The 23,749-nt window shown below is 70.5% G+C and carries 18 protein-coding genes; 12 read left to right on the top strand and 6 right to left on the bottom strand.

Annotated elements, in window-relative coordinates:
- Positions 1 to 15: 15 nt before the first annotated feature.
- From AB0C96_RS31885 to AB0C96_RS31870, 4 genes are all read left to right on the top strand, one after another.
- Complete coding sequence (locus tag AB0C96_RS31885; RefSeq protein ID WP_362922234.1) at positions 16 to 1,182, top strand: L-histidine N(alpha)-methyltransferase; 1,167 nt, start codon at positions 16 to 18, stop codon at positions 1,180 to 1,182.
- A gap of 104 nt (positions 1,183 to 1,286) precedes the next feature.
- Positions 1,287 to 1,430, top strand: coding sequence for a hypothetical protein (locus tag AB0C96_RS31880; RefSeq protein ID WP_362922232.1), 144 nt, complete (start codon positions 1,287 to 1,289; stop codon positions 1,428 to 1,430).
- Between the two features lie 48 nt (positions 1,431 to 1,478).
- The gene (locus AB0C96_RS31875; RefSeq protein WP_362922231.1) at positions 1,479 to 2,663 is read left to right on the top strand and encodes a YcaO-like family protein; all 1,185 of its coding nucleotides are present in this window, start codon (positions 1,479 to 1,481) and stop codon (positions 2,661 to 2,663) included.
- Positions 2,663 to 4,147 (top strand): TfuA-like protein, encoded by a 1,485-nt coding sequence (locus AB0C96_RS31870; RefSeq protein WP_362922230.1) that lies wholly within the window; start codon positions 2,663 to 2,665, stop codon positions 4,145 to 4,147. Before AB0C96_RS31875 ends, AB0C96_RS31870 begins: the two co-directional genes overlap by 1 nt.
- Here AB0C96_RS31870 and AB0C96_RS31865 read toward each other — a convergent pair.
- From AB0C96_RS31865 to AB0C96_RS31855, 3 genes are all read right to left on the bottom strand, one after another.
- The gene (locus AB0C96_RS31865; RefSeq protein WP_362922229.1) at positions 4,092 to 5,375 is read right to left on the bottom strand and encodes an NAD(P)/FAD-dependent oxidoreductase; all 1,284 of its coding nucleotides are present in this window, start codon (positions 5,373 to 5,375) and stop codon (positions 4,092 to 4,094) included. The two genes, AB0C96_RS31870 and AB0C96_RS31865, sit on opposite strands and share 56 nt — an antisense overlap.
- Before the next feature lie 33 nt (positions 5,376 to 5,408).
- Positions 5,409 to 6,758, bottom strand: a complete 1,350-nt coding sequence (locus tag AB0C96_RS31860; RefSeq protein WP_362922228.1) for an NAD(P)-binding protein — start codon at positions 6,756 to 6,758, stop codon at positions 5,409 to 5,411.
- A gap of 364 nt (positions 6,759 to 7,122) precedes the next feature.
- On the bottom strand, positions 7,123 to 7,659 hold the full coding sequence (locus AB0C96_RS31855) for a hypothetical protein (RefSeq protein WP_362922226.1): 537 nt from the start codon (positions 7,657 to 7,659) through the stop codon (positions 7,123 to 7,125).
- Positions 7,660 to 7,855: 196 nt separating this feature from the next.
- Here AB0C96_RS31855 and AB0C96_RS31850 point away from each other — a divergent pair, with 196 nt between their 5' ends.
- Both AB0C96_RS31850 and AB0C96_RS31845 read left to right on the top strand, forming a co-directional pair.
- Positions 7,856 to 9,283, top strand: a complete 1,428-nt coding sequence (locus AB0C96_RS31850) for an NAD(P)/FAD-dependent oxidoreductase (RefSeq protein WP_362922224.1) — start codon at positions 7,856 to 7,858, stop codon at positions 9,281 to 9,283.
- A 438-nt stretch (positions 9,284 to 9,721) separates the two neighbouring features.
- Positions 9,722 to 11,449 carry a mycolysin gene (locus tag AB0C96_RS31845; protein ID WP_362922222.1) on the top strand — a complete coding sequence of 576 codons (1,728 nt, stop codon included), beginning with the start codon at positions 9,722 to 9,724 and terminating at the stop codon, positions 11,447 to 11,449.
- 129 nt (positions 11,450 to 11,578) lie between these two features.
- Here the strand turns inward: AB0C96_RS31845 and AB0C96_RS31840 are convergent, their stop codons facing one another.
- A complete protein-coding gene (locus tag AB0C96_RS31840) occupies positions 11,579 to 12,967 on the bottom strand; it encodes an AMP-binding protein (protein ID WP_362922220.1) in 1,389 nt (462 codons plus the stop codon).
- Between the two features lie 548 nt (positions 12,968 to 13,515).
- Between AB0C96_RS31840 and AB0C96_RS31835 the strand changes: the two genes are divergently transcribed.
- The 4 genes from AB0C96_RS31835 to AB0C96_RS31820 all read left to right on the top strand — a co-directional run bounded on the left by AB0C96_RS31835 (position 13,516) and on the right by AB0C96_RS31820 (position 19,588).
- Positions 13,516 to 14,337, top strand: a complete 822-nt coding sequence (locus AB0C96_RS31835) for a serine/threonine protein kinase (protein ID WP_362922218.1) — start codon at positions 13,516 to 13,518, stop codon at positions 14,335 to 14,337.
- A gap of 4 nt (positions 14,338 to 14,341) precedes the next feature.
- A complete protein-coding gene (locus tag AB0C96_RS31830) occupies positions 14,342 to 16,522 on the top strand; it encodes a protein kinase (RefSeq protein ID WP_362922217.1) in 2,181 nt (726 codons plus the stop codon).
- Between the two features lie 59 nt (positions 16,523 to 16,581).
- The gene (locus AB0C96_RS31825) at positions 16,582 to 18,654 is read left to right on the top strand and encodes a protein kinase (RefSeq protein WP_362922215.1); all 2,073 of its coding nucleotides are present in this window, start codon (positions 16,582 to 16,584) and stop codon (positions 18,652 to 18,654) included.
- A gap of 196 nt (positions 18,655 to 18,850) precedes the next feature.
- The gene (locus AB0C96_RS31820) at positions 18,851 to 19,588 is read left to right on the top strand and encodes a DUF1772 domain-containing protein (RefSeq protein ID WP_362922214.1); all 738 of its coding nucleotides are present in this window, start codon (positions 18,851 to 18,853) and stop codon (positions 19,586 to 19,588) included.
- 82 nt (positions 19,589 to 19,670) lie between these two features.
- Here the strand turns inward: AB0C96_RS31820 and AB0C96_RS31815 are convergent, their stop codons facing one another.
- Positions 19,671 to 20,258, bottom strand: coding sequence for a hypothetical protein (locus tag AB0C96_RS31815; RefSeq protein ID WP_362922212.1), 588 nt, complete (start codon positions 20,256 to 20,258; stop codon positions 19,671 to 19,673).
- The gene (locus AB0C96_RS31810) at positions 20,252 to 21,097 is read right to left on the bottom strand and encodes a hypothetical protein (protein WP_362922210.1); all 846 of its coding nucleotides are present in this window, start codon (positions 21,095 to 21,097) and stop codon (positions 20,252 to 20,254) included. Before AB0C96_RS31810 ends, AB0C96_RS31815 begins: the two co-directional genes overlap by 7 nt.
- A 365-nt stretch (positions 21,098 to 21,462) precedes the next feature.
- Between AB0C96_RS31810 and AB0C96_RS31805 the strand changes: the two genes are divergently transcribed.
- Together AB0C96_RS31805 and AB0C96_RS31800 are read left to right on the top strand one after the other, a co-directional pair.
- Positions 21,463 to 21,810 carry a DUF1330 domain-containing protein gene (locus AB0C96_RS31805; protein WP_362922209.1) on the top strand — a complete coding sequence of 116 codons (348 nt, stop codon included), beginning with the start codon at positions 21,463 to 21,465 and terminating at the stop codon, positions 21,808 to 21,810.
- Between the two features lie 261 nt (positions 21,811 to 22,071).
- Positions 22,072 to 23,700, top strand: coding sequence for an alpha/beta hydrolase (locus tag AB0C96_RS31800; RefSeq protein ID WP_362922207.1), 1,629 nt, complete (start codon positions 22,072 to 22,074; stop codon positions 23,698 to 23,700).
- Positions 23,701 to 23,749 lie beyond the last annotated feature (49 nt).

Below are 23,749 nucleotides of genomic sequence, written 5' to 3'. Positions count from 1 at the left end.
ACGAGTCGTGGGGGGGTGCTGTTCCGGCGCATAGCGCCGGAGAAGGTGGTGATACGCCCGTGGGGCGGTGGGCGACGTGGAGCTTCGGCCCGGCCCGAGCCGAGGGCCGTAGCACGCGACTGGACGGATGTGTTCGGCCGACGAGGTACTCTCCGCCGGATGGGCATACAACAGCATGCGGTGACGCCAAGCGGAGACTTCTACCGCCTCTACTCGGCAGCGCAGGTGGATGTCATCGTCGATTCCCTCAGCCACCGAGCCGAGTTCCCGTACCAACTGACCTACCTCGGTGATGGGAGCGAATTGTGGCGAGAGCGCGAAGTGGCGTCCAACCCCGACCTCGCGCCGATGCTGGGTGACTTCGACACACTCCTCACGCGCCACGCCGAGCAGCTCCTCGCCCTTGTCCCGTCATCGCCGCCGGTGCAGATCATCGATCTCGGGCCGGGAACGACGCGTCCCGTGCGCGGTCTGATCCGCCACCTGCTGGACAGCACCCGCCTGGCCGGCTATCGCGCGCTCGACATCAGCGCGGAGATCCTTGAGCTGGCCAGGGAGAACCTGCGGGCCGACTTCCCCGCTCACGTGGAGAGCTTCGAGCTGTGCCGCGGCGACTTCACCGGCCCCGATCTCGCCCGGGTCCTCACCGCCGAGCATTCACCCGGCCACGATGGCACCGATCCGGTCCGCTTCGTCGTCCTGGCCGGCGCGACGTTGTACAACTTCGCCGAGCCGGCCGAAGTCCTGTGCCACGTACGCCGTTTCATGAGCGACGCCGACGTGCTGTTGCTGACGCTGCGCATCGACACCGGCGTCGACAGGCCCCCGTTCATGGATCAGGTCAGCGTTGGCGGCCCTTACAAGCCGCAGCAACTGGCGGGACTGGACCTGCTCGCCATCGACCGCTCCTGGTACGTCACCGAAACCGGCTTCGACCGCATGCGCAGCGAAGTCTTCGTCCGGGCACGGTTCCTGGAGCCGGTCGCCGTGACCTTCGACGGCGAACAGGGCCACCGGACCGTGTCGTTCGAGCCCGGCGACACCGTGCTCGTCTGGCGCTACCTCTACCACGACAGCACGGCGGTGGCCGATCAGCTGACCCACTGTGGGCTTCAGGTGCGCCTGTTCGAACACGGCCAGGACAGACAGGCGGTCCTCGTCGCCGCGACGCCGGCGCACTGAACGCGAAAGCTCACGCCCGATCTTCGAGCGGTCGAGATCTTCTCAGGATGGTCATAAGTCGGCTACATTCGGCCAGAAACCGGTCTACGGCAAAGGGTTGGCACATGACTCTCAAGTTCCCCACGACAGCCGAACTCCGCGACGAGCAGGACCTCAAGACCCTCAAGGCGGCGAGCAGCGACACCTGTTGGTCCGTCCAGCTGAAGAACGACGACGACCTTGAGCCCGCCGACATCCAGGGCGTGTGACGGTCCCGATTGAGCTGCCCCACCACGGTCGACCACGCTGACAGCGGCATGGCGGACATCGTGTCGGGAGGGGACGGAGCGCTCGCTCGCCCCGTCCTCTCACCCGACGACACCCGCAAAGCCTGTGTGTCCGGCACTCACCGCGTTCTGACCCCCGCGGAGACGCTGCGTCGGATCCAGCCGCTCTTCCCGGTCGTCGGTATCACCCGGCTCGCCGATGTCACATGGCTCGACGAGATCGGCATACCGGTCTACCAGGCTGTCCGGCCCAACTCCCGTACGGTGTCGGTAAGTCAAGGCAAGGGCCTCACTCACGACCTCGCCAAAGTCTCCGCTGCCATGGAATCGATCGAGTCCTGGCACGCTGAACGTCTGGACCCCGGCGAGACAACCGCGACCGTTGCCGACATGGAACGCGTCTGCGGCTACCGCGTCCGGGAACTGCCCCTGGAACCTCGGCACCACCTCTGGCCGGGCTTGGAGCTCGATTGGACGCGAGCACGCCGCCTGGACGACGGCACGGACACCTTCCTGCCAACCGACCTGCTGCGCCTCGACGGCCGCGTGCGCGACACCTGGATGCCGCCGCTGTTCGCCCAGAACAGCAACGGACTCGCCAGCGGCAACACCCTCGCCGAAGCGACGCTCCACGGCATCTACGAGGTCATCGAACGCGACTGTCTGGCCCGTGCCAAGACGGGCACATCACCGGCCCTGGACCTGACCACCGTGGACGGCGCGGCTCGGGAACTGCTGGACCTCATGGACGCGGCCGCGGTCGAGGTTCGAGTCGAAGTGCTCCCCTCGCCCACCGGGCTCGCCTGCTTTCTGACCATCATCTGGAGCGAAGAGTTCCCGGTGCTCTTCGCCGGCGCCGGCGCCCACCTCGACCGTGACGTCGCCTTGTGCCGCGCTCTGACCGAAGCCGCACAGTCGCGCGCCACCCAGATCGCCGGATCCCGGGACGACCTCACCACAGGCGCCTACCGGCGCGCCGTCGCCAGCCGATCCGCACCCCCCACACCGCTTCCGACAGCCGACTGGCTCACCTACGACGAAATCGCCTCCGTCCGCAACGCATCCCTCGCAGACGACCTGCACACCGCAGTCACCAGCGTCCTCTCTCTGACCGGACGATCCCCCCTGGTCGCGGAACACACCAGACCCCAACTGGGCATCCCCGTCGTACGAGTGGTCTGCCCAGGCCTCAGCAGCGAACCGGCATTCATGTAATGAACCAGTACCTCTTGGTCGGCCCCAGCCTGCCCGACGCCCCCGACCTGCTCGCGGCGGACGACATCACCGTCCTCCCGCCGGTAGCAGCAGGAGACCTGCTGAAACTCGCCCCCCGGCAGGGAGACGTCGTCGGCATCATCGACGGCTACTTCCGCCAGACCCGCGCAGTCCGGCACAAGGAGATCCTCACGCTCCTCCGGAGCGGTGTGACGGTCCTCGGCGCCGCCAGTATGGGCGCGCTGCGCGCAGCCGAACTCGACACCTTCGGCATGCACGGCGTTGGTCGCATCTACCGCGACTACCGAGAAGGCCGGCTGACGGCCGACGACGAGGTGGCCCTCCTGCACGGGCAGGCAGGCGAAGGCTACAGACCGGTTTCCGAAGCACTCGTCAACATCCGGGCGACCCTGCGCCTGTGCATACGGGACGGGATCCTCGACGAGCCCACCGCCGGCCATCTCATCGCCGCGCTGGCCCGGCGGCCGTACCGTCTGCGCTCCTACCCGGAGCTCGTCCAGCTCGCCCGCGAGACCGGGACACCAGCCCCGCAGATCGAAGCGCTGAAGCAGCTGTGCGCGACCCGGGCCGTCAACCTCAAACGCGAAGACGCACTGCAACTGGTCGACGAACTGCGCACGCTCAGGAAAAGCCACGCGAACGACACCACGCGCCACTCGTCCCATTCCACCGTCGCACCCACCATCTACGTGCACCGCTGGCAGCTGCTGGCCCGCAGCGTCGACACCGAGGACGGCCGGACCGCCGAGATGAGCGTTCTGCGGGTGTGCCAGCTCTTCGCCCACGACTACCCGGACTTCTATCGTGACCTGGTCTTCAACCATCTGGTCCACGAGTGCGCCACCAACTGCCGGACCCAGCACACGGAGGCGACCCTCGACAGGGCGCTGGAGCACGCACAGCATCGCAACGTCATCCCGGACCCCCGATCGAGCAAGCTCGGAGACCTGAGCTTCCTCGACCTGTGGCTGACCCCGACCGAGCGAGCCTCACGCCCACTGAAGGACCAGCTCGGCAGCTTTCTCGTTCGCAGCTTCCAGCTCACGCCTGGAGCTCCCGCGGACGGTCTGGCGCTGGACGCGCTGCGTCGACGGCCGGTCTTCACGGCAGCGGCGAAACTCGTCAACGCCGCGAAGTCGGTGAACGCCCATGCGCAGCGGACCGAGCCCACCTTCGACATCCACACCCTGTCGGCGGGCCGTATTTCGATCCACATCAGCGAACGATGGGGCGCCGAAGCCGAGTCCCTGCAACTGCACGCACTGGACCGGGGAATAGGCTCGCGGGACGTCCTGATCGCCGCGGCCCGACCGTACTACCTCCTGTCCCGGTACAACCCGGACCTCATGGACCTGCGGATCGATCAGCGGAAGCTGCCGAGAGCGAGTGGAGTGAAAGGGGCGCCGGTCATGACCCCGTGTGCGACAGGTGCGCGGGTGGCACAGCCGCCCCGCGGTGCTTGATGTTGACGGCCAAGGCCTTGGCCACTGCCACGGGGTTCAAGAAACGCAGAGGACCGATCAGACGGGATGCGAACAGATGCATGTGCCGCGCCACCGACTCGTCGCGCGCCGCCGCCGCATACATCAGCCGCTCCAAGGGATTGAACGGACGGGCCTTGGCGAAGTCGGCGGCGAGGTACTGGTGACCTCCCAGCCGGCGCCGGTGTCTGCGTGCGTACACCGCGAGCGACCTGTCGAGGTCGCCCCGACCGGTTGCGGCCGAGGCGACCGCCTCTGCCAACCATTGCGCGGACTGTAGCGCCCACCCGCATCCCACTCCCCACAGGGGATCGCCGGTCAGGGCGGCGTCGCCGATGAACGCGACGCCCGGTGCGGTCGGCTTGCGGCTGTGGAGCGGGTGGTTGACAGTGCCGGTGATCTTCGTGATGCGCTCGGCGGAGTCGATGGCCGGTGCCTCGGGTAGGGCGCGGACGAATGCGAAGAAGCTGCCCTCCAGGTCTTCACGGAAGGCCGGCAGCCGCTTCTTGTCCGGGAGCATGGCGATGACCGTCACCCCGTCGTCGTTCGGAAAGGCATACGCCATGTCGGGCTCCAGGAACCAGGCGTGGCCGATCCCGCCGTGCAGCGGAAGGTTGCGGAAGTGCGCGAGATAGCCGAACCGCGCGTTCTCGTACAGCCGAGCAGGCACCCCGGCGAACTTCGCTACGGCCGAGTCCTTGCCATCGGCGCCGACCACCAGACGGGCCCGGATCTCGCGCTCGCCCTGTGGTGTCGACGCGCGCACCCCCAAGCTTCGCCCGGCTTCCCGGACCAGCCCGGTCACATGGTGGCCGAGGAGCAGATCGACGCCAGGGGTCTCCGCCGCACGGGACCTGATCATCGGGTCGAGGGTGCTGCGCCGAACGTTGTACGCGTACGGCAGCTCGGGGCCCGCCGGCGCGGCCCTCGGCTCGATCCATCCCCAGCGGGTGTACCAGCGGGCCTCGTTGCGGACGGCTCCCGCCTTCTCCAGGGCGGGTATCAGGCCGAGTTCGTCCAGCACCGGGTAGGCGCTGGCCTGGAGGGAGTGGGTGCAAAGCGCCTTGTACGCTTCGGGGTCCGAGCGGCGTTCCAGCAGTGCGACGCGGACGCCGCGTCGAGCGAGCAAGATCGCCGCGGCGCTGCCGGCGAGGCTGGCTCCGCTGATGACGACGTCGTAGTCGTATCCGGCGCTCTCAGGCTTGGTCATGCACTGATCGCCCCCTTCAAGGTGTGGTGCCGTTCAGGCCGTGGTCGTGCGCGGGCCTTCTCCTGAGCGGGGGCCGATGAGGACACGGGACAGCAGGCGCGGGTCGGCCAGTGTCAGGGGCCCCGCGGTCATGTGGAAGAGGCCGGAGAAGGCAGTGTAGAGCTGCGGGTCGTGGGGGACGGTGTCGATCAGACGGTTCATGAACCAGTTGCCGGCCTTGACCGGCCAGGGCTGCGACTGCTGCCAGGCTCGGTCGGGGGTGGTTGCCATCAGCCATGAGGAGGCGGTGAGGCGGGCCAGCCGCTTCTGGAAGGCCTGCCCGTCGAGGGGAGTGCGGGCGTGCCTGTTGCCGAGCATCTGTTCCAGGAGACGGGCTTCGAGGGCGGCGACGGTCATGCCCTGACCGTAGGCGGGGTTGAAGGTGCACACCGAGTCCCCCAGGGCGATCAGCCCGTCGGGCCAGCGGGCAAGGCGGTGGTAGGCGATCTTTCGGTTGACCGTACGGGCGTAGCGGCGCACGGCGGAGGTGGGGGTGAGGGAGGCGATGGTGTCGGCGACAGGGCCGCGCAGTGTCTTGGCGAAGGAGAGGAAGTCGTCGTCGCTGTGGGGCAGTTGGGTTCCGTTGGCTCCGTGCAGGGTGACGTGGAGTGCCTTGTTCTCGATCTGGATCGCGTAGCAGCCCTTGTGGAAGTCAGGAGCCCGCAGGGGTTGCAGCAGGCCCATCCACGAGGGCGGGGCCTGTCCCTCCGGGTAGGAGTAGGTGCGTGAGGCGTAGCCGACCTGGGCATCTACGGTCGTCGTACGAGGGCTGGGCAGGCCGAGAGCGGCCAGCCATTGCGGCAGGTGGGAGGAGCGGCCCGAGGCGTCCACCACGAGGTCCGCGGCGATCTCGTCCTCGCCGTCGCCGTCCTTGACGCGCACGCCCGTGACCTTGCCGGGCATGGCCGTGCGCAGGCCGGTGACGGTCAGTCCGTCCCGTAAGGTGACGGGCTCCAGCGCCGTTACCCGTTGGCGGAGAACCTGCTCCAGGAGAGGGCGGGAGAAGGTCTGGATCGGCATGCCCATCGGTGTAGGCGGTGGGGTGCCGTTGGGCAGCACGGCACACAGCCCTTCGCCCCAGTCCCACACCGGCGCACCCGCCTGTTCCAGCTCGGACCGCAGCCCGGGGAAGTACCCCTCGAACACCTCGGCACCGAGGGCCAGAAGGCCATGGACATGGTGTCCCTGCGGCGCCCCGGCCCTGGGAGCGGACGCGCTCGGAAGCGTGTCGCGTTCGATGACGGTGACGACCTCGAAGCCGTCGGCCAGGACGCGGGCGGCGGCAAGACCCGCCATGCCCGCCCCGACCACCACTGCGCGCCGGACGTCCGCATCCATGGGCATGCTGCTCCCTCCCTCAGCGGGCCGAACCCCGCTGTCCCGGGCCCTTCCCTGCCCCGATCGGCCGACAGCTATTCCGTAAGACGTGAGCCACTGAGCACGTTCCGTAATCCGGGTGATATTGCCCGACCCGACTGGTGGCTCGCCCCGGCCGTCGGCCTGGTCGTCGCGGCCCCGAGTCGTTCCTGCTGCTCCCGCAGCACCGAGCCGGAACCGCAGTGACGATCTCCGCCGCCGTCCCTGCCGGCGTCCTGCGTTCCTCCGCCCTACGGCCGGACCTCCGACGCATGGATCAGCGGCTTCGCGGACGTTGCTCAGCCTTGGCGCCCCGAGCGCGACAGCGCCGGGCCGCCATGGCGGTGCGTACTCAGGGAGTCCGGGTCGGCACAAGCCGCCATTCCCCGGAATGGCCGGGTGGGAGCGCGAGGTCGCGTCGGACGGCCGCGTAGTACCCCTCACGTGCGGCGCGTTGGCGCTCCAGCATGGCTGACCATGTTTCCGGGTTACGAGTCCGGGCTCGCAGGAACCCTTCCATCTCCATCACCACGACGACCCATTCGCGGGCCTTCTCCACCACGTCCGGGGTACCGAGCATCAACAGAGATTCCCCGGCTGGATCCCGGGCATCAGTGGCATCGGCCAGGTGAGGCGCCGCTTCCTCGGGCGACAAGGGGTGCGGGTGAGGGTCGTTGCCGAGGTGGGCCGCGATCCGGTACGTCAGGGTGACGCTCTTCTTCAGCGCCCTGGCGTAGTCGGCGTAGGTCTCCAGCCGCCGTTCCTCCCAACGGGCCGCCTGCTCCCGACGGAAGCGGGCTTGATCGCCGCGCGTGCTCGCCAAGTACGATCCGAGCGCGCCGATGACCACGCCGATCAGGGCGGGGAGCTGCTGTATGAACGCCGACATGGCCACACGGTATAGCTCGGAAACTGAGGCGACTTGACGTTGTTTCGCTCCGCGACTCCTCGACGGCCGCTGAGAGCTGTGACGAGTTTGTGGGACCGAGCGTTGCAGTTGGCTTAGTCCCTGGTCAGCAGGGTGGTTCCACGCCCTGCGGGAGCGGCGGAGATCGGTCCGGGTCGGGGCCACCAGGGTTGCTCGGGTGAGTACCGCGATCGTCGTCGGCAGCGGGCCCAACGGGCTCGCCTCTGCTGTTGTCCTTGCACGGGCGGGAGTTAAGGTCACCGTGCTGGAGGCGGCCGGAGAGATCGGTGGCGGCACCCGTTCGGGCGAGGCCATCGTTCCGGGGCTGCTGCACGATCACTGCTCGGCCATCCACCCGATGGCCGTCGGATCGTCCTTCTTGCAGAGCCTCGGCCTTGAGCGGCACGGGCTGACCTGGCGCTGGCCGGAGATCGACTGTGTCCACCCGCTCGATGGCGGCGAGGCCGGTGTGCTGCACCGCTCGGTCGAGGAGACCGCAGCCGGGCTCGAACAGGACGGTGCGCGCTGGCGGCTGGCGTTCGCCGCGCCCTCGGCCCGCTTCGACGCGCTGAGCGAGGACATCATGGGGCCGCTGCTGCGCCTGCCCAAGCATCCGCTCGCCCTGGCCCGGTTCGGCCTGCCGACACTGCTGCCGGGCTCCGCCATCGCCCGGCTGTTCACCACCGAACGGGGCCGGGCGTTGTTCGGCGGCGTGGCGGCGCACGCGTTCCGGCCGCTGCACTACCCGCTCACCTCCGCCATCGCCCTGGGCATCATCACCGCCGGGCACCGCCACGGTTGGGCCGTCGCCGCCGGCGGCTCGCGGTCGATCTCGACGGCGCTGGCCGCGGTCCTCGCCGAACACGGCGGCAAGATCGAGACCGGCGTCAAGGTGCAGCACGCACATGACCTGCCCCCTGCCGACGTCACGATGTTCGACCTCGCTCCCCGGGCCGTCGCCGACATCCTCGTCGACCGACTGCCGCCACGCGTCACCCGCGCCTACCGCCGCTTCAGGCATGCCCCCGGCGCCTTCAAGGTCGACTTTGCGGTCGACGGCGGCGTCCCCTGGACGAACCCGGACGCCCACCGGGCCGGCACCCTCCATCTCGGCGGCCCGTACGCCGAGATCGCCGCCACCGAACGGGACATCCACGCCGGCCGCATGCCCGAGCGCCCGTTCGTCCTGGTCGGCCAGCAGTACCTCGCCGACCCGCAACGCTCGGTGGGCGACATCCACCCGGTGTACAGCTACGCGCACGTGCCTCACGGCTACACCGGCGATGCCACCGAGGCGGTGATCGGCCAGATCGAGCGGTTCGCCCCCGGGTTCCGGGAACGCATCGTCGGGCACGTATCGCGGTCCACCGCAGACATGCCCGCCTACAACCCCAACTACGTGGGCGGCGACATCGTCACCGGAGCCAAGGACGTACGCCAACTCGTCTTCGGCCCGCGGCCCACACTCTCCCCCTATGACATCGGCATCCCCGGCATGTACATCTGCTCGGCTGCCACACCGCCGGGACCGGGCGCGCACGGCATGTGCGGCGCCCACGCGGCCCAGGCAGCGCTGCGCCACCTCCAGCGGTCCCGCCGGGCGTAGAACTACCCTGATCGTCCCGCCGCGTTGGGCCTGTCCGTGGATCTCGTCCCGAGATGCGGGGCTGCCAGGTCGATTGAGAACACTCGGCTCGGGGTTCTCAGGGCACTTGGCTTCTGCGGAATCCGGGGTGGGCTGCGAGCCGAGTCGTTGATGGCGGTTCTTGGAGACGCAAGCGGCTTGTTGCGGCTCAACACCACTGCCCGGACCGCTAGTTCGTACCCGAGCCACATCTTCTGCTCGGGCGATGACATGAGTAGGCCACGGGTATATGGTTCGGCCACTGTTACCTAGGGTGTCGCTCTGGCCAATGGTTGATCCGGTGGCCGAACACTGCGGCGCCCCGGGGTGCAGTGCCCTACCCCCCTCACAGCTCTGCCCGCGTGCACCGGACCCGGTCGTGCCAGACCTGGGCCGTGCGCGCCGCAGAAAGGCATGCCCATGTCCCGAATACGGGTCACGAGACCCGCCGCTCTGACCGCGCTGGCAGGCGTAGGCGCCTGTCTGGCAATCGTCGTCGTACCGTCCGCGTTCGCGGGCACGACCACCCCGGCCGGCAGCACCTGTACGATCCGCCCCACGGCCAAGGATTCCGAGGCGCCGCTCAGCTGTCTCGGCGTCACCGCTTCTCTCGACCACCTGCCTGCGGTCGGCGAGCAGGCCACCCTCACCGTGGATGTCCGGGCGCAGGCCGACGTCCAGCACGCCGGACTGTCCGTCCAACTGCCGCCCGCGCTCCGGATGATCGGCGGGGACTCCGGCCTCGCCGCACCCACGACGGACGCCTTCGGCCAGCGCACCAGCCAGACGCTCGCCCTCACCCCCGGCGCCCACACCGTCAAGCTCAAGGTCAAGGCCGTCGCCACCGGACCCGCCCAGATCCAGGCGGACATCAGCGACATCGACCGTCCCGACCCGCGCCGCGCCGGGCACGACTCGGTGGAGCTCACCGTCGGCAGGTCCAAGGGCTCCTCCGACAAGGGCGTCTCGGTCACCAAGGCCGACACGGCCCCGGTCCACCGCCCCAGGGCCGGCATCCGGCCGGCACGCCCGGTCAGGCCCAAGGCCCCTGCTCCTGCCTCTGCTTCGCCTGCCTCGACCGCCTCGGCACCGGCCGCCCCGCGCGCCAGCACCGCGGCCGCGTCCAACGGCCAGGTCTGCGTCGGCGGCACCTTCCGCAACCGCTTCCAGTCCGCCGAGGGCGGCAGTTGGAACAGCAAGGCCAACCGGGACGAGCCGGTCAGCAACGTCAACATCACCCTGTGGGGCAAGCCGACCGCCAACAGCGGTACGCAGAAGCTCGCCACGGGAATGACCGGCAACGGCGACGGCAGATTCAACCTCTGCTACACCCCGAGCGCCTCCGTCATCCCCCAGGCATGGGTGGAGTTCCAGACGCAGGCCGGCCGGATGTGGTCGGTCGTCGACGGCAGCGGCCGGCTCTACGCCACCGCCACGTACGCGCTGAACAACATCTCGGGCAGCACCAACCTGGGCAATGTGTACGCCAACGAGGGACAGAGCCGTGCCTGGCACGCCTTCGACACCCTCAACAAGCTGTGGCGGAACCGCGGTTCCACCACCAACTGCTGGGCGAGCAGCCAGCAGGACGGCCACTGCACCCCGATCACCGTCCAGTGGTACCCCGGCTCGACCGACGGCACGTACTGGACCACCGGCGAGGACAAGATCCACCTTGCGGACAACGATCCCGACTCCGAGCACACCACCGTCCACGAGGCGGGCCACGCCCTCATGGGCAAGCTCTACAAGAGCTGGTGGCCGAACGTGAGCAACTGCTCGCCCCACTACGTCAACCGCACCTCCTCCACCAGCTGCGGCTGGACCGAGGGCTTCGCCAACGCGGTGGCGTTCCACACCTTCAACGACAGCACGTACTACTGGGGCAACGGCAGCTCCATGAACCTCGCCAACGACCGCTCCACGACCGGCATCGACTCGGGCGACGCCTGCGAGGCCCGCGTCGCCACCGCGCTGGTCGACCTGTGGTCCCAGGTCGACGGCGGCTGGACGAAGAGCAACACCATGATGTCCCGGACCTGGCAGTCCAGCTTCCGCGAGTACTTCGTCACCGACCGGCCCGACTACGGCCTGGACAGCGGCACGAAGGCCCAGAACATCCTCTACAACCACACCATCCAGTACTGATACCGACTGCTGTCAGCTCCAAAAACCCATGGACCGGGCCCACTGTCGGCCCGGTCCATGCGTGTGCGCCAGGTCGTGTCCGCCATGTCAGGGCGGCCAGAGCGTTAGGCAGGCGGCCGGCCTCGCCCGTCACAAGCCGGATGGATCTCCGTGGTCGGTCCGCCGCGGGGCGTCCTTGAGGCGGCCGGTCACCACCAGGTTGCCGTCCGGGGTGCGCCGCGCGAGGTCGCCGGTGCGGAAGTAGCCGTCGGTGGTGAAGGTGCGTGCGTTGTGGTCGGGCGCCCGGTAGTAGCCGCGCAGGGTGTACGGACCTCGGGCGAGGAGTTCGCCGGGCTCCCCGTCGGGCACGTCCTGGCCGTCGACGTCGACGATGCGGATCTCATCGTCGGGCGAGAGCGGGCGGCCCTGCGTGGTGAGCACGGTCTCGTCCGGATCGGCGGGCCGGGTGAGCGTGAGCAGCCCCTCAGCCATGCCGAAGACCTGCTGCAAGCGACAGCCCCATTCGGGGCCCATCCGTTCGGCGGTCGCCCGGTGCAAGGGCGCGCCGCCGACCTGCACGAGACGCAGACTGCTCAAGTCGGCCTGGGCCGTGGGAAGTACGTCGAGCCAGCGCTCGGCGACGGCGGGCACCAGCGATGTGACGGTGACCCGTTCTCGTTCGATGGCCGAAAGGCATTCGGCGGGATCCGGGTTCTCGACCAGGACGACGGTGCCGCCGACGGAGAGGGTGCCTACGATGCCTGGGCAGCCGAAGGTGAGGTTGGACTCGGCGGGCAGCGCGGCGAGATACACGTCGTTCTCGGCGAGCGATACCAGTTCGGCGGCCGCCCGTGCCTGGTAGGCGTAGTCGTTGTGGGTGCGCGGAATGAGCTTGGGCGCCGCGGTGGTACCGCCGGAGAGCAGGAAGAACGCCACCTGGTCGGCGCTCTGCGCGCACGCCGGCCCGGGCGGGGCTTCGATGGAGCCCAGTGGGAAGTAGTGGCAGCCGGACCGGTCGGTCGTAAGGCCGCCGTACGGGGACGAGGCGCCCGGCGCCTCATAGGTGAACACCCGCCGCAGAAAGGGCCCTTGGGCCGCGATGTCCGCGGCCATCGCCGTGTGGTCGAAGCCCTGGTACGTCGAGGGACCGACGTAGCCGGTCGCCTCGGTGACCCGCACGAGGTGGGACACCTCGGGCGCGCGGTGCGAGACCGGGCAGAGCACGGGGACCGTGCCGACGCGCATCAGCGCGAACACGGTGATGACGAACTCGGGAACGTTCGGCAGCTGGACGACGACCCGTTGCCCGGGCCGCAGGCCGCGCAGCCGGAATCCGGCGGCCATGCGGTCCACGCGCCGGTTCAGGTTCGCGTAGGTGATGCGGGTTCCGCCGTGCACGAGCGCGGTCCGCAGTCCGTACTGCACGGCCCAGCCGCGCAGCAGGTTGTCCAGCGTATTGCCCCGCCAGTGCCCGGCCGCCCAGTAGCGGTCGACGAACTCCTCGGGCCAGGGAGTGCAGCCGTCGAGCATGGATGTCATTCGCTTCCTTCTGTACCGGTCGGTTTCCAGGTTTCTGAACCGGAAGCCGTGCGCGTCGTGTGTCGCCGTGACGGGGGCGTGGCAGCGGTGGCCTCTGATCTCTATGGCCGCGGCCCCGGCCTCCATCCCCATCGCCCCTCCGCCCTGACCTTGACAAGCCAATCTGTCAACACCCCTATAGGCAATGCGCTTTCCCGACCATGGACCCGGAATTCCCTCAGCGGAAAGTCCAATGAGCGCCGCTGACCAGGAGGCCTGTGACCGTGACCGACCTCGCCGGCTCGTCCGGCGGGTGGTGTTCCTACAGATACGGGGGGGACCTTGTCCCGGACCGGTTGCTCCGGCAAGGTCGGCGGCGGATGCCGCAGGGGCGTCTCCCGCGTGAAACGCGCACTACGGATGCCGGTCGGCGTCCGCCGCCCTGAAGGCGGGCCCCCTCCCGTCCCGCGTTCGGCCCACATATAGGCTCGCGTCGAAAACGAGCCTGACGGGGGATATACCAAGTGGAGAGGCTGCGGCAGGACGATCCTGCGCAGATCGGGGAATTTGTGACGTTGGCCCGTCTCGACGCCGACGGAAGCCGGGGCGTTCCCGAACGCCGCTATCTGGCCCGTAGCGCTGACGGCGGGCACACCGTGCTGGCGTGCCTGCCGCCGCCCGGCGGGGACCCGGCACCGTGGGCGGTCGAGGCGCAGCAGGCGGCCCGGCTGGCCCAGCCCGGGTTGTGGCCGGTCGTCCAGCTCGGGGGGACGCCGGCCTTCCCGTGGTACTCCGCTCCCTACCGGCCCGTACTGCCGCTGCCCGCCGTCCTGGCCGCGCACGGCGGCCCGCTGCCGGAACCGCTGGTCCGTACGCTCGGCGGCACGCTGGCCGAAGCCCTGGCCTCGGCCCATGTCCTGGGCATCGTGCACGGCGGCGTCTGCCCGGCGGGCGTGCTGCTGACCGCCTGTGGGCCGCTCCTGGGCTGCTTCGGCGCGACCCGAGCGAACCCGGGGGCCTCCCCCACGGCGGCAACGGGTCTGGATACCGGCTGCCTCGCTCCCGAACTGGCGTCGGGGAGCCCGGCGGACCGGACGGCGGACAGCTACGCCCTAGGAGCCGTGCTGGCGTACGCGGCGACCGGGCACACCGTGCCCGAGCGGCAGGAGATCCCCGCCGGCCTGCGGGACGTCATCACGGCGTGCCGCTCGCGCGACCCGCAGAGCCGGCCCGAACCGGCTCAGGTGTTGGCGGAGTTGTTGCCGGGCGCGGCGTACGGAACGCTGGCCGGCTCCACGGAGCCGATGTCGCTTCCCGGCCGTGTCGTCGAGGCGTTGTCCCGTCAGTCGGCGGAGGTCCTCGCCGCCGCACTCCCCACCCAAGGGCGCTGAGGCCATGTTCTCCCCACTTCTGCACGACGACCCGTACACCGTCGGGCCGTTCCGGATCCTCGCCCGCCTCGGCGGAGGCGGCATGGGAACCGTCTACCTGGCCCGTTCGACGGGCGGACGCACCGTCGCGGTGAAGACGCTGCACACCCGTCTGGCCGCGGACACCACGCTGCGCACCCGCTTCCGGCTGGAGACGGACGCGGCACGCGTCATCGGCACCGATCACGGTGCGGTGGTCGTCGACGCCGACCCCCAGGCACCGACCCCGTGGCTGGCGACGGAGTACGTCCTCGGCCCGCCGCTGGACACGGCCGTCGAGTCGGGCGGGCCGCTGCCGGAGCCGGCCGTGCGCGCCCTCGGCGCGTCCCTCGCCGCCGGACTGGAGCAGCTTCACCGGTCGGAGGTGGTGCACCGCGACCTGAAGCCGTCCAACGTCCTGGTGACGGCCCAAGGCCCGCGGATCATCGACTTCGGCATCGCCCGGGCCTTCGGCGACGAGCACCTGACGAGCGTCGGCAGCGCCGTGGGAACTCCGGCGTTCATGTCGCCCGAGCAGGCGGCGGGTCTGGAACACGCGGCGGCGGGCGATGTGTTCGCCCTGGCCGGTGTGCTGGTCTTCGCCGCCACCGGCCGCGGCCCGTTCGGCGGCGGGGCTCCCACCGACCTGCTGTACCGCGTCCGGTTCGGCGAGCCGGACCTCGGCGGCGTTCCCGAGGCGCTGCGGCCCCTGCTCGTCCGCTGTCTTGCCAAGGACCCGGCGCACCGCCCGTCCACCACCGAACTGCGTACCGCGCTGGGCGGTGCCGGGGGCGCCTCGGGCGACCGCGGCGGCTTCGCGGACCTGCTGCCCGACGCGGTGCTGCGGGAGATCTCCCGGCGCAGCGACGAGGTGTGGCGCGAGCCCCCGCACCGCTTGCCGCCGCCGGTGCCCGCCGAGGCACCACGGGCCGAGACCGCCCCCGTGCCGGGCGTCTCACGGCGCCGGCTGCTGGCCGTGACCGGGGGCGCCCTCCTGGGCGGCGGCCTCCTCGGCGGTGGGGGCTGGGCCCTGCTTGCGGGCTCCAAGGACACAGGGGGCGGCAAGAAGAAGGATGCCGTCGACCGGCCGAAGCCTCCGACCCAGCTGTGGAGCAACGCCCTGTGGTGCCCGGACTCCGGGGGCGAGGTGATGAGGGTGGGCCGGAACCTCGTCATGCGTGCGGGGATCGTGCTCTGCGGCATCAACGCCGAGTCGGGCCAGTCGACGTGGCAGGCGAACATCGCCGACCCCTGGCGGTCGGCCACCGACGGGACCCGGGTGTACGCCCTGCGGGAGCACGACGAGGCGGCGGCGTCGCTGGCGGTGTGCGAGGTCGCGCAGACCACCGGCTACCCGGGCAAGCCCCTGGTGGAGCTCTCCGCTTTCACCGGCAAGGAGCAGTACAACCAGCTGCTGTGCGTGGCCGACGGCATCGCGTACCTGGTGGCCCGGGCGGCTTCCGGCAAGGCCTGGTACCTGGTCGCGGCCGACCTCGGGTCGGGCAAGGAGCGCTGGCGCAGCCCGGTGGACGGGCCGCAGGCCGAGGGCGTCCCGGCGGTGCTGTGCGGCGCCGTGGTGGGGTCCCGGGTGGTGCTGTGCGGGAGCCCGTCGAAGGGCTCGTCGTTCATCGGCCTCTCCGCGCACGACAAGGGCCACGGCCGCCAACTGTGGGAGATGTCCGAGACGTTCGCGGGCACCCCACCGTCCCGGCTGGTCGCCGACGACCGGAACGTCTACCTGGGCGCCGCGAACCTCACCGCCCGCCGGCTGTCGGACGGCGGGCTGGAGTGGCTCGTCGGCATGGGGGGCGACGGCGACAGCAGCGCGGGCGGGGAGCGGCGGTACGGCGCGCCCACCGTCCAGGACGGAGTCGTCTACTGCACCGACGGCGACCGGGGACTGATCTCCGTCGACGCCCTCTCCGGCACGCTGAACTGGCAGGAGAAGGGGCTGTCCGGCAGGAAGAGCAAGCGGGACGTGGCCCCGGCGATCGGCAAGCAGTACGCCTACTGCGCCGACGACAAGGGCCTGCGCGCCATCGACCTGCACACCCGCAAGGCCGTCTGGACGTACGAGGCCACGCCCCTCGTCCTGACCGCCGACTCCAAGGGCGGCCAGCTGTACATCCGTCAGGAGAAGCGGACCATCGCCCTCCCGCTCGCCTGACCCCTCGCCACTGCCCGGCGGACACACCGCCCCGTTCCCGATCCAGGAGACGACCGCCTGTGAAACCCCTCGGCCAGGGAGATCCGCTGCGCCTGGGCCCCTACCGCCTCCACGGCGTCCTCGGAGAGGGCGGCATGGGCAAGGTGTACTTCGGCGCGGACGCCTCCGGCCGCCCCGCCGCGGTCAAGGTCCTGCTACCGGAGCTCGCCCACGACGGGCACCTGGCCGACCGTTTCCTCCGGGAGGCGCAGACCGCGCGGGCGGTGACCAGCGAGGGCGTGGCGCGCGTGCTGGCCGCCGAACTGGAGGGCGGCAGGCCGTGGATCGCCACGGAGTTCCTGGCCGGTCCGACGCTGGACGACGCCGTCGGACGCTTCGGTCCGCTCGACGACGCCGCCGTACGGGAGTTGGCGCGGTCGCTGGCCGGCACGCTCCAGGACGTGCACGCCACAGGGCTGGTCCACCGGGACGTGAAGCCCCCCAACGTCGTGCTCACCTCGCGCGGCCCCCGCCTGATCGACTTCGGCATCGCCCGCCCCGAGCACGGCCTGACCCTCACCCGTACCGGGCAGATCCCGGTCACCCCCGGCTACGGCGCGCCGGAACAGGTCCTCGGGCAGCGCGTCGGACCGGCCGCCGACGTCTTCTCCCTCGGCGCCGTCCTCGCCTTCGCCGCGGCCGGCCGCCCCGCGTACACCGGCGCCGAGGTCACGGCCGTCCTGTACGAGGTCGTGCACGGCGAACCGGACCTGGAGGCCGTACCGGCAGGCTTGCGGTACCTCATCACACCCTGCTTCGCCAAGGACCCGGCGGCCCGCCCGCTGCCCAACCAGGTCGCCGACGCCGCTGCGGCGCCGCGGCAGACCGAACGGCTGTGGGCGTCGGGCCAGTTGGGCGCGGAGATCCGGCAGCGTGAGGCGGCGGCGCGCCGCCTGACGGCCCAGGCGACCGGTCCCTCGTCCACCCCCGAGGGCGGCACGCCTCGCCTCACCCGGCGGCGGCTGCTGGTCGCGGCCGCCGGCGGCGGGGCGCTGCTGGCCGCGGCGGGCGGCGGCACCGCCTGGTGGCTCAGCCGCAGCGACGCCCCGTCCGACCCCTTCGACATCCCACCGGCCGCAAAGGTACGGGCCGCACCGCTGGGCTCCGCCGAAGGCCCCCCGAAACCGCTCTGGAGCGTCCAGGCCGTGGCCGACGCCTCGTCGCCGGCCCCGCTACCGGTGCGCGACGTGGTGGTGTTCGCGGCCTCCGGGGGCGGCATCGCGGCGCGCCGGGTCACCGACGGCCGGGAGCGGTGGCGGATCGGCGATGCGAAGGCGGACGCCGGCTACCTGTCGATCGGGGACCGGCTGGTGGCCACCGCCGACGGCGCGGGGACGCTACGCACCTGGGTGGCCGCCACCGGGTCCCCCCGGTGGACGGTGGACGCGGAGGTGGGTGCCCTGCTGGCCGCCGACGCCCACGCCGTCTACCTGCTGACCTCGGACGGCCGGCTGCGCTGCGTGGGGACCGACGGGAAGGTGCGGTGGACTCAGCGGCCACCGCTTCCGCTGTCGGGCGGCCACCCCGCCGCGGCCCTCGGCGCCGGCCATCTGGTGCTCTGCACCGAAAAGGGGGACGTGGCCGCGGTCCGGGCCGAGGACGGTGCCCGCGCATGGGTCCGCAAGGGACAGGCCGCAGGGCCGCTGCGGCCCGCCATCGACGGCACGACCGTCTATCTCGGCGGCTACAGCCTGGCGGCGGTGCAGGTGGCCGGCGGCCGCCAGCTGTGGGCCCAAAACCCGATGTACCCCCCCAGACGGGGGATGTACGGGTGGGGCCCACCCACCGTGGCCGGCGGAGTGGTCTATGCGCTGGACGGCGGGGCGCTGCGGTCGCTGCACTCCGACGGCAGCCAGGCCGCTGACCCGATGATGATCGCCGGCGTCGCCCCGCCGTGGCGGCCGCCGGTCGTCCAGGGGAACAGCGTCTGGGTCGTGGAGAGCGACGAGACCGGCGTGAGCGGCCTGCCGCGCTCCGGAGGGATCCAGCGCCAGACGTACGCCCTCACCGGCGCCTCCCGCACCACCGCCGGCAGCGGCAACCGCCTCTTCGTCCTCAACAAGACGACACTGCTCGCGCTGCCGGTGTACTAGGACCCGTCGGCCCGCCCATGTGAAGCCGTGTGCGGTGGTCGTTGAGGTGGGCGTCGGGCGGGGCGATCTGGCGGATGCCGAGTGGGGACGGCTGAACCGTTCCCACCGGTGAGCAATGGGCGTTGTGGCCGGTGGCGACATCACCGACAGGTGACCAACAGGATTCCGCACCGGGTGAGGTCCAGGGTGCAGTGGCGTGACCTGCGAGAGATTCGGGCCGTGGGAGACGATCCATGCGGGCTTGCGTCCGGCGCCACAATGTCGATTTACCGCAGTCGCCGATGTTTCAGAACAGATGGTTCTGGATGCCAGAAGTAAAGGATCTTGGACTTCCGGCGGATACTCGGCCAGCCTTGAAGCCGGCCCCGGCTCCCGGCTCATCGCCTATCGGGGCCGACCCCACGGGCCATTCATCCACCCCCAAGCCAATGCACCGGAGCCGACGAACATGCGCGTCAGACTTGTCCATGGATTCGCCCTGCTCTGCACCGGCCTCCTCGCCGGCGCGTTCGGCTACGGCGCGGCCAATCTCGTCCCCACCTTCAACGCCGTCCCGCTTGAGATGCGGCTGTCATTCCACGCCGAACTGATGAAGATGAACGGCATCACCATGCAGGCAGCGATGGGTGCGTCGATCCTGAGTTCCCTGACGCTCGCCGTCCTGACAGCGGGCCGCGCCCGGCTGCTCGCGGGTGCGGCAGGTCTTCTGGCCCTGGCGTCCTTCCTGATAACCCGGTTCGGCAACGTGCCGATCAACGGACGGATCAAGCAGTGGGCGCTCACATCGGCCCCGGCCGATCATGCGGAAGTCCTGCGGCGCTGGGAACTGTTCAACAACATGCGCACGCTCACCGCCCTCGCCGCCTTCGTTCTCCTGATCGTGCTCGCCGTCGGCGAACTGCGGGCGGCCGGCCGCTCCGTACATGATCGGTGACGACGTCGGCGAGATCCGCGAAACCCTGCTCGCCGTCCACGCCGACTCCGCTCAACCGAGAGGGCGATCAGGCCCGCCCCGCTCAAGGCACGCCGGACGGCGACGGCGCCAACCCGGCGCACATGTCGTCCTCATGGCACTGCACGAAGAACGCCGACCAGTTTCCGGGCAGTTGCCATGTCCCCCGGGCGAAGACCGCCGTCATGTCGTCGCGCTCGTAGGTCAGCCCACCCTGGTCCACGACGGGGGGAACCTCCAGCAGACGGGCGAGCGCGGCCGGATCAAAGCCCAACTCCTCGCGCCACATGGCGACGATCTCGGCCGATGTGCACCCGGTGCACTCCTCGGTGAGGAAGTTCGTCGGACGGCCTCCGCCGAGCAGACGGGCCAGCGCGGCGAAGTCGTGGGCACAGGCTGCCTGGTGGACCGGTTCGACCACCTTGCGCCAAGCGGCGGCGGCTCGTTGCCCGCCCACCCCGGCGAGGTTCGTCGGCGAGCACCGCGCCGCGGTGGCCGAAGGGTGCGCCTGCGACTTCCCCGACGCACGGGACGGTACGCCGCCCTCGTCCCGCCACAGCAGCCAAACCGACGTCGCAACGGCCGCCGCAACAAGCAGTACGAGCATCAGCCATCGGACGCGTCGGCGACCCGCGTCCCGGCTGTTCAACATGTCACTTTCCGTGGGCCGTTCGGAACGGTCGACGCCGAGGGATCGGCCCGGCGTACGGAGTAGTCCTCCTGCAAGGTGTAGACGCTGCGATAGGCCGGCCGCCCTCCCGCGGACGTCGGCACGAGCGCGCTCGTCCGGAACGGCTTGCCGTGCTCATCGATCACGGCCTTCTTCCGCCGGCTGCCGAGCATGTAGTCGACCTCAAGCCGGAACGCCACGTAGTGCCGCCGCGTGGTGGCCCGGATCAGGAGCACCTGCTGTTCGTTGTCGTGCAGGGTGATGGTGCGCTGGGCGAAGAACGGTGGGCCGAGCCCCTGTTCATGGTTCCCGTCGCCATGAGCGTCGTCGCTGCCGAACTTCACGTCGTGGGCCACGGGAAGCAGGCGGTCCATGTCGTACACCATGTTCATCGTGGGTGCGCCGCCCTGAGGCGGTACACACAGGAGACTGCCCGACAACGGGGCCGTGCGCGTCACGATCAGCGGACGGATGTCCTCGATGTCGATCTGCTGGTTGCGGTGGCCGGTCAGTGTCACGCGCACGGTGACGGCGTCCAGGTTGACCGCGTCGATCGACCGCAGCAGCCGGGTGAAGCCCGCGGTGGCCGCCGAGTTCGGACGTGTCAGCAACCGCGCCTGCGCGGCGCTCGGCCGGAACTCGTCCTGCGTGACCGCGCTTCTGCCCTCGTCATCAAGGCGTACCACGTCGGCGCTGGCGGAGAAGTCCGGTCCCGACCTCAACTTGTCCTTGGTCGCCAGGGGGTTGAGGACTTGTCCCGGCAACGCGAGGAGCCCGCTCGTGAGCACCGTGCCGGCCACTCCCACGACGATGGTGCCCACCCAGACCCTGGACGACGTCAGCCACTTGGCGAATCCACGCGGTTCCGTCGGCTGAGGCGTCCTTCGCGCCCGCGGAAAGGCCGTGCGTACCCTTAATCGGCTCCTCGCCGCCACTGATCGTCTCCTCGCCGCCACGCCCGCCATCGTAGCGACGCATCACGCCGTACTTCCGGGATATCGAGGCCTCACAGCTGGCTGGCCGCCGGCCGTCCGCGGAACATCGCCCCCGGTCGTTCGGCCGGCCCCGGCCCGACGGCGACGCCGCCGTCGCGCTGAAGGCACTTGATCTGTGAAGTCACCGCCCCCGGCGTAGCCGCATGCCATGATCGTCGGAGTATCGGAGCCCCACCGACCGGAAGGACGCCATGCCCGCCTACGTCATAGGCCACCTACAGGAGGCCGCTCCGCACCCGGAGATCGCCGAGTACATCGAGCGCATCACTGCGACCTTCGCTCCGTACGGCGGCCGCTTCCTCGTGCACGCGACGCAGCACGAGGTGAAGGAGGGCAGTTGGCCCGGGCATGTCGTGGTCATCGGCTTCCCCGGGATCGCCGAGGCGCGGGCCTGGTGGGACTCGCCCGAGTACCAGGAGATCGCACCGCTGCGCTCGCGGCACATCGAGGGCGACATCATCCTGGTCGATGGCGTCCCCGAGGGCTACGACCCAGCTACCACCGCCCAGGCGATCCGCGAGGCCCTGCCTGCCGAGTAGTCCCCGGGGTGCCGAGCAGTCCCCGGGGTGCCGGCGCCGGGAGGTTCCGAGCACGGACCAGGTGCTTCGCGGCGCGGGACCGGTGCCGTTCCCGGTCGGGGTCCCGGTCCCGGTCCCGGTCCCAAAAGGATGTGGGCGGCGGGTCCGCCACTCGGCTGCGCTCGGCTCGCGCGCCGTGCCGGACCGCGGTGTCGTTGACACGGATGCGTGCCGACGTCCCGCACACGGGTGGGCCGGGCGCTCAGCCGTAAAGGACCTGGCATGCGCATATCTGGGCCGGTGGCGAGCCGTCGATGTTGTGCCGCGGTCATCGCCGCGGTGGTGACCTGCTCGACGACACTGAGCGGACTGGACCTCGTCGCCGACGGCAGGCCGATGCCTTCGGTGTCCGCCCCGAAGCTCGATTGGAGACCCTGCGTTCAGGGCGGTCGGTTCGACTGCGCGACCGCGAGGGTGCCGCTGGACTACGGCAACCCCCGCGGCCGCACCATCGACCTGGCGGTCGTGAAACGGAAGGCAACCGGCCCCGGACGCCGCATCGGCACCCTGTTCTTCAACCCCGGCGGACCCGGCGGGCCGGGCACGGTCCAGATGCCGCAGGAAATCGGGGTCTTCCCACGGGAGGTACGGGAGCGGTTCGACATCGTCAGCTGGGACCCCCGCGGGGTCGGCAACAGCACGGCGGTGAACTGCTTCACGCGTCGCGCGGATGCCGACGCCTGGGATGCCGGCAAACCGGCCGGCTTTCCGGTCGGCGAACAGGAGCGGAGGACCTGGATAGCTGCGTTCGAGGCTCTGACCCGCAGATGCCAGCAGCGTGACCCCGAACTCCTGCGCCATGTGTCGACCGCCGACACCGCTCGCGACCTCGACCAGCTCCGCCAGGCGGTGGGCGACCCGCGCCTCACCTACCTCGGCATCTCCTACGGCACGATCCTCGGCGCCACCTACGCCAACCTCTTCCCCGCCAAGGTCCGCGCCATGGTCCTCGACAGCAACATCGCCCCGCAGGCCTGGACGAACCACGCCTCCGGCGAGGATCCCCGGCTCCCGACGTTCCTGCGCATGGGCTCGGACCGCAGCGCGGCAGCGACCCTGGACCAGTTCCTCACCCTGTGCGGATCCACCACCACCGCCTCGTGCGGCTTCTCCGCCGGCAGCCCGAAGGCAACCCGGGACAAGTTCGACCGGCTGATGGGGCGCCTCCGGCAGCGTCCGGTGGAGACGTGGACCTACGGCAAGACCGTGGGTGACGCAGTGAACGGCCTCCATATCGTCCACCCCGGGTGGACGGATCTCGCCGGCCGGCTTCAGGATCTGTGGCACGGCCGCGTCCCGGCGCCGTCCGCACCCCCACCCGCGCTTCCGGTCCCGACTCCGTACACGGGCCTGGAGCAGGCGGCCGCCGTGCTCTGCGGCGACAGCCCCAATCCACGTGACCCCGGCGTCTATCACGCACTGGAGGAGGCCAGCGCCATCCGTGCCGGCGACACCGGACGCTTCTGGACGTGGGCCGCAGAGCCGTGTGCCACCTGGTCGGCGGTAGCCGCCAACGGTTACAACGGCCCGTGGAACAACCGGACGGCACACCCCGTCCTCGTGGTCGGCACCACCTACGACCCGGCCACCCCTTACGCAGGCGCGCAGGCCATGGCCGAAGAACTGGCCAACGCCCGCCTGCTCACCAACAACGGCTACGGGCACGCCGCACTGGTCAACCCCAGTGGCTGCATCACCGCACACGAGAGCCGCTACTTCATCGACGGCACCCTCCCGCCGCCCGGAACGGCGTGCCGCCAGGACATGCCGCCCTTCTCCGCACCCAAGCCGCACGGTGGCGTCGCCACCGGCGGGGGTGGGATGGCCGGCGTCGTCCGGAACCGGTCGTAGCCCCGCAACCCGCAACCCACAACAGCCCGCAGCCCCGGCACCCGGCACC

The sequence above is a fragment of the Streptomyces sp. NPDC048506 genome, from assembly GCF_040651315.1.
In the GTDB taxonomy this organism is placed as follows: domain Bacteria; phylum Actinomycetota; class Actinomycetes; order Streptomycetales; family Streptomycetaceae; genus Streptomyces.
Note: the sequence above shows the minus strand (reverse complement) of the source record. Positions and strands in the feature narration are given on the sequence as shown.